This window comes from Caballeronia sp. LZ062 (genome assembly GCF_031450785.1).
Lineage (GTDB): Bacteria > Pseudomonadota > Gammaproteobacteria > Burkholderiales > Burkholderiaceae > Caballeronia.
Genome location: NZ_JARTWB010000002.1, coordinates 2165254 through 2178968, shown reverse-complemented (window position 1 = coordinate 2178968; position 13715 = coordinate 2165254). Strand labels below are relative to the sequence as shown.

Below are 13715 nucleotides of genomic sequence, written 5' to 3'. Positions count from 1 at the left end.
CGGCCCTCATCGCGTAAAATCGTGAGCCTGAACAAGCCATTGCGCTCCGCGCGAAGCCGTCCGTGACGGCGCCATCGCAACTTTCCACATCACAAGCCGCAAGCATGACCACTGACTCCAACGCTTCTTCCGCGCCCTCGCGCGAGGCCTTTCCGATCACCGACGACGTGCGCGCCGCCCTCGCGATCGCCAAGCGCGGCTGCGACGAACTGCTGATCGAGGACGAATTCGCGCAGAAGCTCGCACGGAGCGCGGCGACCGGCAAGCCACTGCGCATCAAGCTCGGGCTGGACCCGACCGCGCCGGACATTCACATCGGCCATACGGTCGTGCTGAACAAGATGCGTCAGTTGCAGGACCTCGGGCATCAGGTCATCTTCCTGATCGGCGATTTCACGTCGCTCATCGGTGATCCGTCCGGCCGCAACGCCACGCGCCCGCCGCTCACGCGCGAGCAGATCGAAATGAACGCGAAGACGTATTTCGATCAGGCGTCGCTGGTGCTCGACCGTGAAAAAACCGAGATTCGCTACAACAGCGAATGGTCGATGCCGCTCGGCGCTGACGGCATGATCAAGCTGGCGTCGCGCTACACGGTGGCGCGCATTCTCGAACGCGAAGATTTCACCAAGCGTTTCCAGAGCGGCGTGCCCATCTCGATTCACGAGTTCCTCTATCCGCTGATGCAGGGCTACGACTCCGTCGCGCTCAACGCCGATCTCGAACTCGGCGGCACGGATCAGAAATTCAACTTGCTCGTCGGCCGCGAATTGCAGAAGCAATATGGCCAGGAGCAGCAATGCATCTTGACGATGCCGCTGCTCGAAGGGCTCGACGGCGTCGAAAAGATGTCGAAGTCGAAGCACAACTACGTCGGCATCAGCGAGAAGCCGACCGAGATGTTCGGCAAGCTGATGAGCATTTCCGATGTGCTGATGTGGCGTTACTTCGAACTGCTGTCGTTCCGCAGCATGGAAGAAATCGCGCGCTTCAAACAGGAAGCCGAAGGCGGCCGCAATCCGCGCGACTTCAAGGTGATGCTCGCGCAGGAGATCGTCGCGCGTTTCCATTCGCCCGCGGACGCGGAGCGCGCGCTCGAAGACTTCAACCATCGCGCGAAGGGCGGCGTGCCGGACGATATTCCGACCGTCACGCTCGCGGGCGCGCCGCTTGCCATCGGCCAGTTGCTGAAGCAGGCGGGGCTCGTGCCTTCCACGAGCGAGGCGTTGCGCAACATCGAACAGGGCGGCGTGAAGATCGACGGCGCGACGGTGTCCGACAAGGGTTTGAAGGTCGAGCCGGGCGAGTTCGTCGTGCAGGTGGGCAAGCGCCGCTTCGCGCGCATCACGCTGACGGCGTAAGCGGATGATCGCGCTCATCCAGCGAGTGCGGCGCGCGGACGTGCGCGTCGGCGATCGCGTGACCGGGGCCATCGACGCGGGCCTGCTCGCGCTCGTGTGCGCGGAACGCGGCGACACCGAAGCCGCCGCCGACAAGCTGCTCGGAAAGATGCTCGCGTACCGCGTCTTCAGCGACGCCGCGGGCAAGATGAATCTGTCCGTGCAGAACATCGACGGCGCGGGGCGCGCGGGCGGCGTGCTGCTGGTGTCGCAATTCACGCTCGCCGCCGATACATCGAGCGGACTGCGGCCGAGCTTCACGCCGGCCGCGCCGCCCGACGAGGGCAGGCGGCTTTTCGATTACTTCGTGCGCGAGGCGCGGGTGAAGCATCCGATTGTGGAGACCGGCGAGTTCGGCGCGGATATGCAGGTGTCGCTCGTCAACGACGGGCCGGTCACGTTCTGGCTGCAGGTGCGGCCATGACGATGCAAGTTGTGTTCATCCGCCACGGCGAGACCGACTGGAACCGCGTCAAGCGCATCCAGGGGCATATCGACATTTCGCTGTCCGCGCATGGCGAGCAGCAAGCAGAACAGCTCGGCGCGCGGCTTGCGCGGGAAGGGCGGCTGGACGCCGTCTACACCAGCGATCTGCTACGCGCGCAACAGACAGCGCGCCCGTTCGCCGATGCGCTCGGACTCGAACCGCGCTTGTCCGAAGGCTTGCGCGAACGCAACTACGGCGCGTTTCAGGGCCACGACAGCGACGAGATCAGCGGGAAGTTTCCCGCAGAGTACGTCGAATGGCAGACGCGCGATCCGGGCTTCACGCCGCCCGGCGGCGAATCGCTGCGCGTCTTTTATCACCGCGTGATCCACGCGATGGAGCCGATCGTCGCCGCGCATCCGGGCGGCCGCGTCGCGTGCGTGGCGCACGGCGGCGTGCTCGACTGCATCTACCGGTTCGCGATGAAACTGCCGCTCGACGCGCCGCGCAACTGGCCGCTGCTCAATTGCAGCGTCAACGTGGTGGATTACGACGGCGGCCACGCGACGGTGGTGTCATGGGGCGACGTCTCACATCTCGCCACCGATACCGCCGACGACAGCTTGCGCAAGACAGCCTAGTCGTTCTTCTTCGCGGCAACCCTCAGGCGCGCGCGCTTCGAAATACCGTTGACGAGCGCCCAGCGAACGACCGGCGCCATCGCCCGCACGCCGGGACGCACGATGACGCGCCGCATCGGCGCCAGCGACGAAAGCCCGAGCATCTCCTGCGCCCAGCCGGGCAGCAGATCGACGCCCGCATTGAACACCAGCACGCGCGCCGGCTTCATGACGACGCTCGGCGTCGGCGCGCTCTTGAGCACGCGAATGACTTCCTGCGTGCGCTCGCTTGCATGCAGATGCGGACGCATCGCGGCGAGATAGGCGTCGATTTGCGCGCGCGTGGTCGGCACGTCGCGGGCGCCGAGCAGACGGGCGACGAGCGCCGTTTCATCGAAGTAGCGGTCCTGGTCCGCCTCGGACAGACCGGGATTCACATACCGCAGATAGCCTTCGAGAAAGCTCGTGACTTCGGCCACATGCACCCACGTCAGAAGATCGGCGTCGCTTGCGCGATATGGCCGGCCGTCGGGCGCGGTGCCCGTCACGCCGAGATGAATGCGCTTCACGCGCTCGATCAGCGCGAGCGCGTCGCGCCGGTTGCCGAACGTGGTGCCCGCGATGAAAGTCGCCGTGCGCCGCAGCCGGCCGAGAATATCCGTGCGAAACGTGGAGTGATCCCAGACGCCCGCGAGCGCGAGCGGATGCAGCGTCTGGAGCAGCAGCGCGCTGATGCCGCTCGTCATCATCGACGTGAAATCGGCGTGGACTTTCCAGCAGATGGTGTCCGGCCCGAAGAGGCCTGGGTCGCCCGGCGGCGACGAGTAATCGAGCGTCGGCCCGCTGCCTGTCGTGAGACTCGTGATGCCGCCTGCAATCGACGACCGTAAGCGCGTGACCCACGTTGCCTGATCCGACATGCGCTAGCCGTTGTTCGCGTCCCAGAGATCGCGGATTGGCCCGCCATCCGGCGCCGCGATGCCGAAATGCCGATACGTCAGCAAGGTCGCGACGCGCCCGCGCGGCGTGCGCTGCAAATAGCCTTGCTGGATGAGATACGGCTCCAGCACGTCTTCGATGGTGTCGCGTTCTTCGCCGATGGCCGCCGCGAGGTTATCGACGCCGACCGGCCCGCCGTCGAACTTGTGCAGGATCGCTTCGAGCAGCTTGCGGTCCATCAGGTCGAAGCCGACCGGATCGACGTCGAGCATCTTCAGCGCGGCATCCGCGACTTCCGCCGTGATGCTGCCGTTCGCCTTCACTTCCGCGTAGTCGCGCACGCGGCGCAGCAGCCGATTCGCGATACGCGGCGTGCCGCGCGAGCGCCGCGCGATTTCCAGCGCGCCTTCCGGCACGATGTCCGCCTTCAGAAGCGACGCTGAGCGCGACACGATGCGCGCAAGCTCATTCGCGTTATAGAACTCCAGCCGCGACACGATGCCGAAGCGGTCGCGCAGCGGATTGGTCAACATGCCTGCACGCGTGGTGGCTCCGACGAGCGTGAACGGCTGAAGATCCAGCTTCACGCTACGCGCGGCCGGCCCTTCGCCGATCATGATGTCGATCTGATAATCCTCGAGCGCCGGGTACAGGATTTCCTCGACGACCGGCGAGAGCCGATGAATCTCGTCGATGAAGAGTACGTCGTTCGCTTCGAGATTGGTGAGCAGCGCGGCGAGATCGCCTGCGCGCTCCAGCACCGGCCCCGACGTCTGCCGCAGATTCACGCCCATTTCACGCGCGATGATGTGCGCGAGCGTCGTCTTGCCGAGACCCGGCGGACCGAAGAGCAGCACATGATCCAGCGCTTCCGAACGCCGCTTGGCCGCTTCGATGAAGATTTCGAGCTGCCCGCGCACCTTTTCCTGCCCCACGTATTCGTCGAGCTGGCGCGGTCGCAACGCGCGCTCGAAAGCTTCTTCGTTCGGCGAGACGGGCGTGGCCGAGATGATGCGTTCGGCGGCGAGTTTGTCGGTTTCGATCATAAGTCGATTGTACAGCGAGCCTTCTCGCCGCGAACCTGGCCGAACGGCCTAGTGGCGCACAGCGCCAGGCGCCTGGAGAATCAGGCTTTCGAGAGCGCCTTCAACGCGAGCTTGATGCCTTCCGAGACGCCCGTTCCCGCCGGCACGTTCTTGATGGCGGCGAGCGCTTCCTTCTCGGAATAGCCGAGCGCGAGCAGCGCATTAAGAATGTCGGACGCATGATCGGACTGTGAAGCGGCGCTTGCCATTGCGCCGAGATCGGCGCCGAGCTTGCCCTTCAGTTCAAGCAGCAGGCGTTCGGCGGTTTTCTTGCCGATGCCCGGCACGCGCGTCAAGCGCGCGCTGTCCTGCGTCGTCACGGTCTGCGCGAGCTCCTGCACGCTCATGCCGGAAAGCACCGCAAGCGCCATGCGCGCGCCGATGCCGCTGATCTTCAACAATTCGCGGAAGGTCGCGCGTTCCTGCGACGTCAGAAAGCCGTAGAGCAGATGCGCGTCCTCGCGCACGATCATCTGCGTGAGCAGGACGACCTTGTCGCCCGCGTTCGGCAGGTTGTAGAACGTGCTCATCGGCACGTCGATTTCATAGCCGACGCCGTTGCAGTCGACGAGCAGGTGCGGCGGATTTTTTTCCAGCAAAACGCCGGCAATGCGACCAATCATGTTTGGGTTGTCGTGAGAGAAGATTTAGCCGATGAGTCTGCCGCGCCGCACGCGCAAGCCTTTCTTCGCGAGCGACGGCGCAATGCCGCCGAGCGTCGCGAGCCCCGTGCCGCCGTGCGCGTGACAGATGGCCATGCCGAGGGCATCGGCGGCGTCGGTGCTCGGCACGCCCGAAAGGTTCAGCAGGCGCACGACCATCTGCTGCATCTGCTCCTTCGTCGCGCGGCCGTAGCCGACAACAGCCTGCTTCAATTGCAGCGCGGTGTATTCGGCGACCGGCACGCCGCTCGCGACGAGCCCGCAAATGGCCGCGCCGCGCGCCTGCCCGAGCAGCAGCGTCGACTGAGGATTGACGTTGACGAAGACTTTTTCGATAGCCGCCTGATCCGGGTTGTGCTGGCGGATCAGCGTCGAAATGCCGTCGAAGATGGTGTTCAGGCGCGAAGGCAAATCGGCGTCGGCGGTCTTGATGACGCCGCTCGTCACATAGTTGAGCGAGTGCCCCGCCATGTCGATGATGCCGAAGCCCGTCACGCGCAGGCCGGGGTCGATGCCTAGGATTCTCATTCGTTCGCGATGCGGCTCGTCCAAATTGAAATGGCCTGCTTGCGCGACTCTGAGCGCAAACAGGCCAATACTAAATGAACTCGGCGCGATTAATGGCGGAAATGGCGCGTGCCGGTGAGGAGCATCGCGACGTTGTGCTCGTCGGCGGCGGCGACCACTTCGTCGTCGCGCATGGAGCCGCCCGGCTGGATCACGCAGGTCGCGCCCGCGTTCACTACGACGTCGAGGCCGTCGCGGAACGGGAAAAACGCATCCGATGCGACCGCCGAGCCGTTGAGCGAGAGTCCTGCGTTCTGCGCCTTGATGCCCGCGATGCGCGCCGAATCCACGCGGCTCATCTGGCCCGCGCCGACGCCGAGCGTCATGCCGCCGCCGCAGAACACGATGGCGTTCGACTTCACGAACTTCGCCACGCGCCAGGCGAACATCAGATCGTCCATTTCCTTCGGCGTCGGATGGCGCTTGGTCACCACGCGCAGTTCATGCGGCTGCACATTCTTCGAATCGAGCGACTGGACCAGCAGGCCGCCGCCCACGCGCTTGAGGTCGAACGCGTTGTGACCGTCGCCGAGCGCGATTTGCAGCAAGCGCACGTTCTGCTTCGCGGCGAACACGGCGCGCGCGGCTTCGCTGAACGAAGGCGCGATCAGCACTTCGACGAACTGCTTCGCCACGGCCTGCGCCGCCGCTTCGTCCACTTCGCGATTGAACGCGATGATGCCGCCGAACGCCGAGGTCGGATCGGTCTGGAACGCCTTCGAGTACGCCTCGTGCGCGTTCGCGCCGACGGCGACACCGCACGGATTCGCGTGCTTGATGATGACGCACGCCGGCGCGTCGAACGTCTTCACGCATTCCCACGCGGCGTCCGAATCCGCGATGTTGTTGTACGAGAGTTCCTTGCCCTGCAGTTGCTCGTAATTGGCGAGCGCGCCGGCGGGCACCGAAAGATCGCGGTAGAACGCCGCGCTTTGATGCGGGTTTTCGCCGTAGCGCAGATCTTGCACTTTCTCGAACGCCAGATTGAACGTGGCGGGGTACGTGTTGCGCTCGCTGTGCTGAAGCGTTTCGGTGAGGCTTGTCAGATAGTTGGTGATCGCGCCGTCGTACTGCGCGGTGTGCGCGAAGACTTTGGTCGCGAGCCGGAAGTTCGTCGCGTAGCCGACGCTGTTGTTGTTCGCGCGCATTTCGTTGAGCACGGCGGCGTAGTCAGCCGGATCGACGATGACGGTCACATCACGATGATTCTTCGCCGCCGAGCGCAGCATGGTCGGCCCGCCGATATCGATGTTCTCGATCGCGTCTTCCAGCGAGCACTGTTCCTTGGCGACCGTCTGCACGAACGGATACAGGTTGACGACGAGCAGGTCGATCGTCGGAATCTCGTGCTTTTCAAGCGCCGCCATGTGCTCCGGCAGATCGCGGCGCGCGAGAATGCCGCCGTGCACCTTGGGATGCAGCGTCTTCACGCGCCCATCCAGCATTTCCGGAAAGCCGGTGTAGTCGGCGACTTCGGTCACGGGCAGACCCGCGTCCGCGAGCAGTTTCGCCGTGCCGCCGGTCGAGAGAAGCCGGACGCCCAGCTGCGAGAGCGATTGGGCGAATTCGACGATGCCGGACTTGTCGGAAACCGAGATGAGCGCTTGCTTGATCATGATGAACACTGAAACCAGAAAGGATAACCAGGCCGGAACCAGGCGCGCGCCCGGTCCGAAGAATCAAATCAATCCGTGCTGCTGGAGCTTCTTGCGTAGCGTGTTGCGGTTGATGCCGAGATATTCGGCCGCGAGCGACTGATTGCCGCCCGCCTGCTCGAGCACCACTTCGAGCATCGGTTTTTCCACGCACGAGATCACCATGTCGTACACGTCGTGCGGGTTGGAGCCGTCCAGGTCCTGAAAATAGCTGTCGAGGCTCTGGCGGACGCATTGTTCGATGTTATGTCTGCTCATGCGGCAAGTAGTCGGTCTGTGTTGTTCTGTCCGCCGCACGATTCTTCATCGGCCGCTTCGTCGGCGTCCCCGGCCTCGTCGACATAAACGAGGCGGTCTGACAGCGCCTTTTGCGCGTCGAAGAATTCGTTGACAGCGAACAATTGTTCTTTGGTCGTGTCGAGCGTATTCATCCGGTGCCGAAAGGTGTTGGCGCCGGAAAGGCCGCGAGTGTACCAGCCGATGTGCTTGCGCGCAGTCCGAACGCCGGTGAACTCCCCGTAGAACGCGTAGTGGTCTTCGAGGTGTTCGTTCATGACCTGCTGGATCTCGTCGATGCGCGGCGGCGGCATGCGCTCGCCCGTCGCAAGGAAGTGCTCGATCTCGCGGAAAAGCCACGGCCGGCCCTGCGCCGCGCGGCCGATCATGATGGCGTCGGCGCCGGTTGCCGCGAGCACGTGGCGCGCTTTCTCGGGCGTCGTGATATCGCCGTTCGCGACGACCGGAATTCTCACCGACGCCTTAACGGCTGCGATGGTCTCGTATTCCGCGTCGCCTTTGTACAGATCGGCGCGCGTGCGTCCGTGAACGGTGAGCATGGAGATGCCGGCGTCTTGCGCGATCCGCGCAATGGTCAGCGCATTCTTGTTCTCGCGATTCCACCCCGTGCGAATCTTGAGCGTGACCGGCACCGCGTCCGGGCCGACGCCGACCGCCTGCACCACCGCCTCGACGATGCGCGCGACCAGCGGTTCGTTCTGCAAGAGCGCCGATCCCGCCGCGACGTTGCACACCTTCTTGGCCGGGCAGCCCATGTTGATGTCGATGATCTGCGCGCCGTTCGCGACGTTGTGACGCGCGGCTTCGGCGAGCATCTGCGGGTCCGCGCCCGCAATCTGCACGGCGATTGGCTCGACCTCGCCCGCGTGGTTCGCGCGGCGCATGGTCTTTTCGCTCTTCCACAACTGTGCGTTCGACGCGACCATCTCCGACACCGCGTAGCCCGCGCCCATGCGCTTGCACAGCTGGCGGAAGGGCCGGTCGGTGACGCCTGCCATCGGAGCGACGAACAGGTTATTGCGCAGAACGTGTGGACCGATAGTGGGCATGACGTGGAGGCACCGAGCGGGCGAAGGTCGGCAATAAGCGCCGTGTCGCGTCAGACGGATGCAGAAATGCGGAAGGGAAACGCGTATTTTAACGCTAAGCGAGTGCTGAAATTAAGAGCAATCGCGTGCAAGTGTTTAAATCTTCTATGAAAGCCGACGCGGCCATAGAGGATAAGTCGCGCGTCGGCCACCGATATTTAGCGCCGCTGGCCGAACATCATCTGCCGCGCGAGCGCCGTTTTTAGCGGCGGCAGAAATTCGAGCGCGGTCAACGCCAGCCCGCGCGCGGCCGCGAGCGGCGCGAAATCGATCGTGAAGATGCGAGCGAGCGTATCCGTTGCGCCGATGGTGAAGCGCCGGTCGAGCGCGCGCCGCTGTGCGAAATGCGCGAGCGCGAGCGGGCGCGGTCCGTCGACGGAGAGGGCGTCGCAGAGCGCCTGCGCGTCGCGAAGCCCGAGATTCAGGCCCTGACCTGCCACCGGATGCAGCGTCTGCGCTGCATTGCCGATGGCGACCGTGCGCCGGTCGACCAGCGCGTTGAGTGCGGTCAGCCCGAGCGGATAAGCAGCCCGCCCGACGATGCGCGTGAAGCGCCCCATACGCGAGCCGAACGCGACGCCGAGTTCGGCGAGCAACGCGTCGTCGCCGAGTTGCATGCGTCGCGCGGCTTCATCGGGCGAGCAGCACCAGACGAGCGAGTAATCCGCGTGACGCTGGCCACCGCAGGGCAGAAGCGCGATCGGCCCCTGGTTCGTGAAGCGTTCCCACGCGACATTGGCTTGCGGGTCCGACACGCTCACCGTGCCGACGATGGCGGTCTGGCCGTAATCGCGCGCCCGGCGCTGCGTGGAGATTGCGACATCGCGCGGACCTTGCTGATAGAGCCCGCCTTCGGCGTTGACCAGCACGCGCACCCGGATCGTGCGCTCGACACCGCCCGATTGCAGCGGCAATGTCACGCTTTCGTTGTCCTGCAAGGGCGGCAGGGCGGACGTATCGGTGAGCCAATCGACTTTAGTCGCACGCACGGCCTTCGCGAGCGCGCCGACGAGCGAGCCGTAGCGCACCACGTAACCCAGCTCGGGCAAGTCGTGCTCGTCGTGCTCGATCAGCGTGCGTCCGAAATGTCCGCGCTGGGAGACATGAATACGACGGATCGGCGTCACGTCGGCGGGAAAGCCGAGCGGCTGGAGCATCACGCGGCTGCCGTGCGAAAGCGCGAGCGAGCGCGGATCGTTCGCGGCGGCTTCGGGCGTGCGCGCGTCGATCAGCGCGATGGAGAGCCGCGAGGTCGCGCTGCGTCGCGCGAGCCACCCGGCGAGCGCAAGCCCGACCGGCCCCGCGCCGACGATGGCGATGTCGTAGTCGTAATGCGGTTGCGTGGTGGTGTCGCTCATGTCGTGAGGTTCAATGGCTGATGGATTCGCGCATGAGCGCCTCGATCTCGTCGGCGGCGACGGGAACTTCGCGCGTGAGCAGCTCGCAGCCGCCGGGCGTGACGAGCGCGTCGTCTTCGATACGGATGCCTGTGTTCCAGTAACGCTCGGGCACGTCTTCGGCCGCGCGCACGTACAGGCCCGGCTCGATAGTCAGCACGTTGCCGGCGGCGAGCGTGCGCCAAGGCCGCGCGCCTTGCTCATCGCGCGGACCGTCGGCCTCGCGATACTCGCCCGCGTCGTGCACGTCCATGCCGAGCCAATGGCCCGTGCGGTGCATGTAAAAGCGCGCATAGGCCCGTTCCGCGATGACGTTCTCGGCGCTGCCGTACTTCGTCTTGTCGAGAATGCCGGTGTCGAGCAGACCCTGCGACAGTACGTGGACCGCCGCCTGATGCGGTGCGTCGAAACCCACGCCTGCGCGCGTCGCGTCGATGGCGGCGGATTGCGCGGCGAGCACGATGTCATAGAGCTCGCGCTGCGCCGGCGTGAAACGGCCGTTTGCCGGAAACGTGCGCGTGATGTCGGATGCGTAGCCGTCCAGTTCGCAGGCGGCGTCGATCAGAATGAGATCGCCGTCGCGCAGAATCGCATTGCCCGCCGGGTAATGCAGCACGCAAGCATTCGCGCCCGCGGCCACGATGGAGCCATACGCAGGCGCTTGCGCGCCGCGCCGCCGGAACGTGTAAAGCAGCTCGGCTTCGAGTTCGTACTCGCGCATGCCGGGGCGGCAAGCGCGCATCGCGCGGCAGTGCGCCTCGGCGGAAATCGATGCGGCGCGGCGCATGAGCGCGATCTCGTGCGCGTCCTTCACGAGCCGCATTTCGTCGATGATCGGCAGCAGATGCTGCGCCCGCGTCGGCGCGCGCACGCCGCTGCGGCTCTGCGCGCGCACGGTGTCGAGCCAGCGGCGGACCGTGGCGTCGAGTTCGGCCGATGTGCCGAGCGCGTAGAACAGCGCGGGCTGGTCCGCGAGAAGGCGCGGGATGTGGTCGTCGAGCGCGCCGATGGCGAAGGCGGCATCGAAACCGAATGCGTCGGCGGCCGCCTCCGGTCCGTAGCGAAAGCCTTCCCAGGTCTCCCGCTCGGCATTCTTCTCGCGACAGAACAGGATGGACGCTGGCTCGCCGTCCTGCGCGCTCGCGTTCAGCACGAGCGTCGCCTCGGGTTCGCTGAAGCCCGTCAGGTAATAGAAGTAGCTGTCGTGACGAAACGCATAGTCCGTGTCGCGGTTGCGCATGACTTCCGGCGCGGTCGAGAGGACGGCGACGCCGCCGCCCTGCGCCCGCAACTGCGCAAGCACGCGCTCGCGGCGGCTGCGGTAGACATCGACGGCAATCGGGCTGCCCAGTTCGGTGATTGAGTTCATGCGCCCGATTGTAGCGCCGGCCTACACGCCGCGCGAATAGGCCGTTCGGCCTAGTAGGCGGACGTCAAAAGGCGGGGCATACTCGCCCGAAAGCAGTGGAGCGTCCTGCGCAGCGTCTAGTCATCTGCCCGGTTGCGCACGCTGCCCGCCACGAGGTCGAAGCGGAACAGCCGGCATTCGAGCGCGCCGTTGAAAAGCGGCGTCTTGGTCGATTCGCGCAGCCGCAGCATGCCGGGCAGCTTGCGGTCGGACGTAAGCACGTAAGCGCGCCAGCCGGGAAAGCGTTGCTTGAGCGCGTTGCCGAACGAGACGAAGAATTCGGTGTCGGCGGGATCGGGCTGCGCGCGGGCGAAAGCGTCGTCGTCCTCGCGGCGCGAACGGGCCGTGTCGCGGATCTCGCCGCGCGGGCCGCGTCCGCGCACTTCGATGCGTTCGCCATACGGCGGATTCGCGACGAGAATGCCGGGCGCGTCGGTGGGCGGCGTCATGTTGCGGGCATCGACCTGCTTGAGCGACAGTTCCGGCACACCCGCGCGGCTCAGGTTCGCACGCGCCTTGCCGAGCATGTCGCCGGAAATGTCGCTGCCGAAGATATTGATGTTCGCGGCGTTCGCGCGACCTGCGCGCTTTGCTTCGATCGCGGCGTTCTTGAGCTTCTGCCACATGCCCGGATGGAACGGCTTGAGCTTTTCGAAGCCGAAACGCCGCTCGCTGCCCGGCGCGATGTTGAGCGCGGTCTGCGCGGCCTCGGCGAGGAACGTGCCGCTGCCGCACATCGGATCGAAGAGCGGCGTGCCGGGCGTCCATCCGGTCAAGCGCAAAATGCCCGCGGCAAGGTTCTCGCGCAGGGGGGCGGCACCCTTGTCGAGCCGCCAGCCGCGCTTGAAGAGCGGTTCGCCGGAGGTGTCGAGATAAAGCGTGCACTCGTTCAACGTGAGGAACGCGAAGACGCGCACGTCGGGCTGCGCCGTGTCGATGCTCGGGCGCGCGCCGCTCAGGTCGCGCAGGCGGTCGCACACGGCGTCTTTCACGCGCAGCGTCGTGAATTCGAGACTCTTGAGCGGCGATTTGATCGCGGTGAGATCGACGCGCATGGTTTGGCTCGGCGTGAACCACTGTTCCCACCGCTGCCGATGCGTGAGTTCGTAGATATCGTGCTCGTTGCGATACGGTCCCTGCGCGATCTTCAGCAGCACACGGCTCGCGATACGCGAATGCAGATTTACCGCCATGCCCGCGACCCAGCCGCCCCGAAAGTGCACGCCGCCCGGCACTTGCGCGCCGACGGTGAGCGGACCGCTTCCCGTGAGCGGCGCGGTGCTGACGTGACGCTCCCCGATCTCGGCAAGCTCGGCGGCGAGCGGCGCTTCGAGACCGCGCGGGCAGGGGACAAACCAGTCGAAGAGAGGGGAGGACATTGGGGCGCTTGCGGGGGTTCAAAGGCGGTATTGTACGCGGCCGAACTCCGAAAGGCTGTGCGCTGGAATCTGCCGCCGCGTCGTTTCCGGGCCGCGCCAGCCAGGTAGATGGCAACGTCTCGCTTTGCCTCGACACAGACGGAGAGTCAGTGCAATGCTCGTTCATTCGCGACGTATTAGTCCGTGCAGGCAGCCTAATACACGCATTCGCCACCACATTCTAAAGAATTGGGCTTATCTCCCGAGACCGGATAAAGCGACGCCTCTTTCCATCGGCGTTGTGCAGGCGTTCGAAGAAGTTCATCCGTCGATTGCTCCACATATACATACCCTTCCGAGCAACGGCGTTTTGGCCCACGTTGCAGCGCCCCTTGCGGAACTCGGCTTCGCCGTCGAGGCTGGGAAAAAGCACGCGGACAAGATTCGCGTCCCCGTCTTATATGGAAACAACGGACGAGTCGCCAAGGCTTTCGAAGCCGATGCCTATCACGCGGACGAACGGTTCGTTGTCGAGGTCGAGGCCGGGCGGGGAGTCGCCAACAACCAGTTCCTAAAAGACCTCTATCAAGCTTGCATGATGGATGACGTCGACTATCTGGCGATTGCGGTCCGGAACGTCTACGTTGCCGCGGGCGTGACAAACCCGGCCTTCGACCGCGTCGTCACGTTCTTCGATACTCTCTTCGCGGGCAACCGAATGCGGCTTCCTCTGAAGGGTATCTTGATCGTTGGCTATTGAATGGTAGGTGGCATGACTTTACGCGCTCGTCGACCACCGGCGAACGAGCGCG

The 13715-nt window shown here is 65.0% G+C and carries 14 protein-coding genes; 4 read left to right on the top strand and 10 right to left on the bottom strand.

Annotated elements, in window-relative coordinates:
* Positions 1-104: 104 nt before the first annotated feature.
* The 3 genes from tyrS to P9239_RS16160 are packed head-to-tail and all read left to right on the top strand — an operon-like array spanning position 105 to position 2468.
* Positions 105-1361 (top strand): tyrosine--tRNA ligase, encoded by a 1257-nt coding sequence (gene tyrS / locus P9239_RS16170; RefSeq protein WP_309752607.1) that lies wholly within the window; start codon positions 105-107, stop codon positions 1359-1361.
* Positions 1362-1365: 4 nt separating this feature from the next.
* On the top strand, positions 1366-1824 hold the full coding sequence (gene dtd, locus P9239_RS16165) for a D-aminoacyl-tRNA deacylase (RefSeq protein ID WP_309752605.1): 459 nt from the start codon (positions 1366-1368) through the stop codon (positions 1822-1824).
* Positions 1821-2468: a histidine phosphatase family protein gene (locus tag P9239_RS16160; RefSeq protein WP_309752603.1), complete on the top strand. Its 648-nt coding sequence runs from the start codon at positions 1821-1823 to the stop codon at positions 2466-2468. Before dtd ends, P9239_RS16160 begins: the two co-directional genes overlap by 4 nt.
* Here P9239_RS16160 and P9239_RS16155 read toward each other — a convergent pair.
* From P9239_RS16155 to P9239_RS16110, 10 genes are all read right to left on the bottom strand, one after another.
* On the bottom strand, positions 2465-3367 hold the full coding sequence (locus P9239_RS16155) for an oxygenase MpaB family protein (protein ID WP_309752601.1): 903 nt from the start codon (positions 3365-3367) through the stop codon (positions 2465-2467). The genes P9239_RS16160 and P9239_RS16155 overlap by 4 nt on opposite strands.
* Positions 3368-3370: 3 nt before the next feature.
* Positions 3371-4432 (bottom strand): Holliday junction branch migration DNA helicase RuvB, encoded by a 1062-nt coding sequence (gene ruvB / locus P9239_RS16150; RefSeq protein WP_175939449.1) that lies wholly within the window; start codon positions 4430-4432, stop codon positions 3371-3373.
* Positions 4433-4512: 80 nt separating this feature from the next.
* Positions 4513-5094, bottom strand: coding sequence for a Holliday junction branch migration protein RuvA (gene ruvA / locus P9239_RS16145; protein WP_309752598.1), 582 nt, complete (start codon positions 5092-5094; stop codon positions 4513-4515).
* A gap of 24 nt (positions 5095-5118) precedes the next feature.
* The gene (ruvC, locus tag P9239_RS16140; protein ID WP_175939451.1) at positions 5119-5661 is read right to left on the bottom strand and encodes a crossover junction endodeoxyribonuclease RuvC; all 543 of its coding nucleotides are present in this window, start codon (positions 5659-5661) and stop codon (positions 5119-5121) included.
* Between the two features lie 89 nt (positions 5662-5750).
* Positions 5751-7316: a bifunctional phosphoribosylaminoimidazolecarboxamide formyltransferase/IMP cyclohydrolase gene (gene purH / locus P9239_RS16135; protein ID WP_309752595.1), complete on the bottom strand. Its 1566-nt coding sequence runs from the start codon at positions 7314-7316 to the stop codon at positions 5751-5753.
* A 63-nt stretch (positions 7317-7379) separates the two neighbouring features.
* A complete protein-coding gene (locus P9239_RS16130; protein WP_087643302.1) occupies positions 7380-7613 on the bottom strand; it encodes a Fis family transcriptional regulator in 234 nt (77 codons plus the stop codon).
* A complete protein-coding gene (dusB, locus tag P9239_RS16125) occupies positions 7610-8701 on the bottom strand; it encodes a tRNA dihydrouridine synthase DusB (RefSeq protein WP_309752592.1) in 1092 nt (363 codons plus the stop codon). Before dusB ends, P9239_RS16130 begins: the two co-directional genes overlap by 4 nt.
* Before the next feature lie 197 nt (positions 8702-8898).
* A complete protein-coding gene (locus tag P9239_RS16120) occupies positions 8899-10098 on the bottom strand; it encodes a UbiH/UbiF/VisC/COQ6 family ubiquinone biosynthesis hydroxylase (protein ID WP_309752590.1) in 1200 nt (399 codons plus the stop codon).
* A gap of 10 nt (positions 10099-10108) precedes the next feature.
* Positions 10109-11506 carry an aminopeptidase P N-terminal domain-containing protein gene (locus P9239_RS16115; protein WP_309752588.1) on the bottom strand — a complete coding sequence of 466 codons (1398 nt, stop codon included), beginning with the start codon at positions 11504-11506 and terminating at the stop codon, positions 10109-10111.
* A 116-nt stretch (positions 11507-11622) separates the two neighbouring features.
* Positions 11623-12924, bottom strand: coding sequence for a class I SAM-dependent RNA methyltransferase (locus P9239_RS16110; RefSeq protein ID WP_309752586.1), 1302 nt, complete (start codon positions 12922-12924; stop codon positions 11623-11625).
* 154 nt (positions 12925-13078) lie between these two features.
* Here P9239_RS16110 and P9239_RS16105 point away from each other — a divergent pair, with 154 nt between their 5' ends.
* Positions 13079-13663 (top strand): hypothetical protein, encoded by a 585-nt coding sequence (locus P9239_RS16105; RefSeq protein ID WP_309752584.1) that lies wholly within the window; start codon positions 13079-13081, stop codon positions 13661-13663.
* Positions 13664-13715: the final 52 nt, after the last annotated feature.

Bases quoted from the DNA above. Each gene is read 5' to 3' on its own strand.
- tyrS (WP_309752607.1), top strand. From the start codon at position 105: ATGACCACTGACTCCAACGCTTCTTCCGCGCCCTCGCGCGAGGCCTTT.
- dtd (WP_309752605.1), top strand. From the start codon at position 1,366: ATGATCGCGCTCATCCAGCGAGTGCGGCGCGCGGACGTGCGCGTCGGC.
- P9239_RS16160 (WP_309752603.1), top strand. From the start codon at position 1,821: ATGACGATGCAAGTTGTGTTCATCCGCCACGGCGAGACCGACTGGAAC.
- P9239_RS16155 (WP_309752601.1), bottom strand. From the start codon at position 3,367: ATGTCGGATCAGGCAACGTGGGTCACGCGCTTACGGTCGTCGATTGCA.
- ruvB (WP_175939449.1), bottom strand. From the start codon at position 4,432: ATGATCGAAACCGACAAACTCGCCGCCGAACGCATCATCTCGGCCACG.
- ruvA (WP_309752598.1), bottom strand. From the start codon at position 5,094: ATGATTGGTCGCATTGCCGGCGTTTTGCTGGAAAAAAATCCGCCGCAC.
- ruvC (WP_175939451.1), bottom strand. From the start codon at position 5,661: ATGAGAATCCTAGGCATCGACCCCGGCCTGCGCGTGACGGGCTTCGGC.
- purH (WP_309752595.1), bottom strand. From the start codon at position 7,316: ATGATCAAGCAAGCGCTCATCTCGGTTTCCGACAAGTCCGGCATCGTC.
- P9239_RS16130 (WP_087643302.1), bottom strand. From the start codon at position 7,613: ATGAGCAGACATAACATCGAACAATGCGTCCGCCAGAGCCTCGACAGC.
- dusB (WP_309752592.1), bottom strand. From the start codon at position 8,701: ATGCCCACTATCGGTCCACACGTTCTGCGCAATAACCTGTTCGTCGCT.
- P9239_RS16120 (WP_309752590.1), bottom strand. From the start codon at position 10,098: ATGAGCGACACCACCACGCAACCGCATTACGACTACGACATCGCCATC.
- P9239_RS16115 (WP_309752588.1), bottom strand. From the start codon at position 11,506: ATGAACTCAATCACCGAACTGGGCAGCCCGATTGCCGTCGATGTCTAC.
- P9239_RS16110 (WP_309752586.1), bottom strand. From the start codon at position 12,924: ATGTCCTCCCCTCTCTTCGACTGGTTTGTCCCCTGCCCGCGCGGTCTC.
- P9239_RS16105 (WP_309752584.1), top strand. From the start codon at position 13,079: ATGCTCGTTCATTCGCGACGTATTAGTCCGTGCAGGCAGCCTAATACA.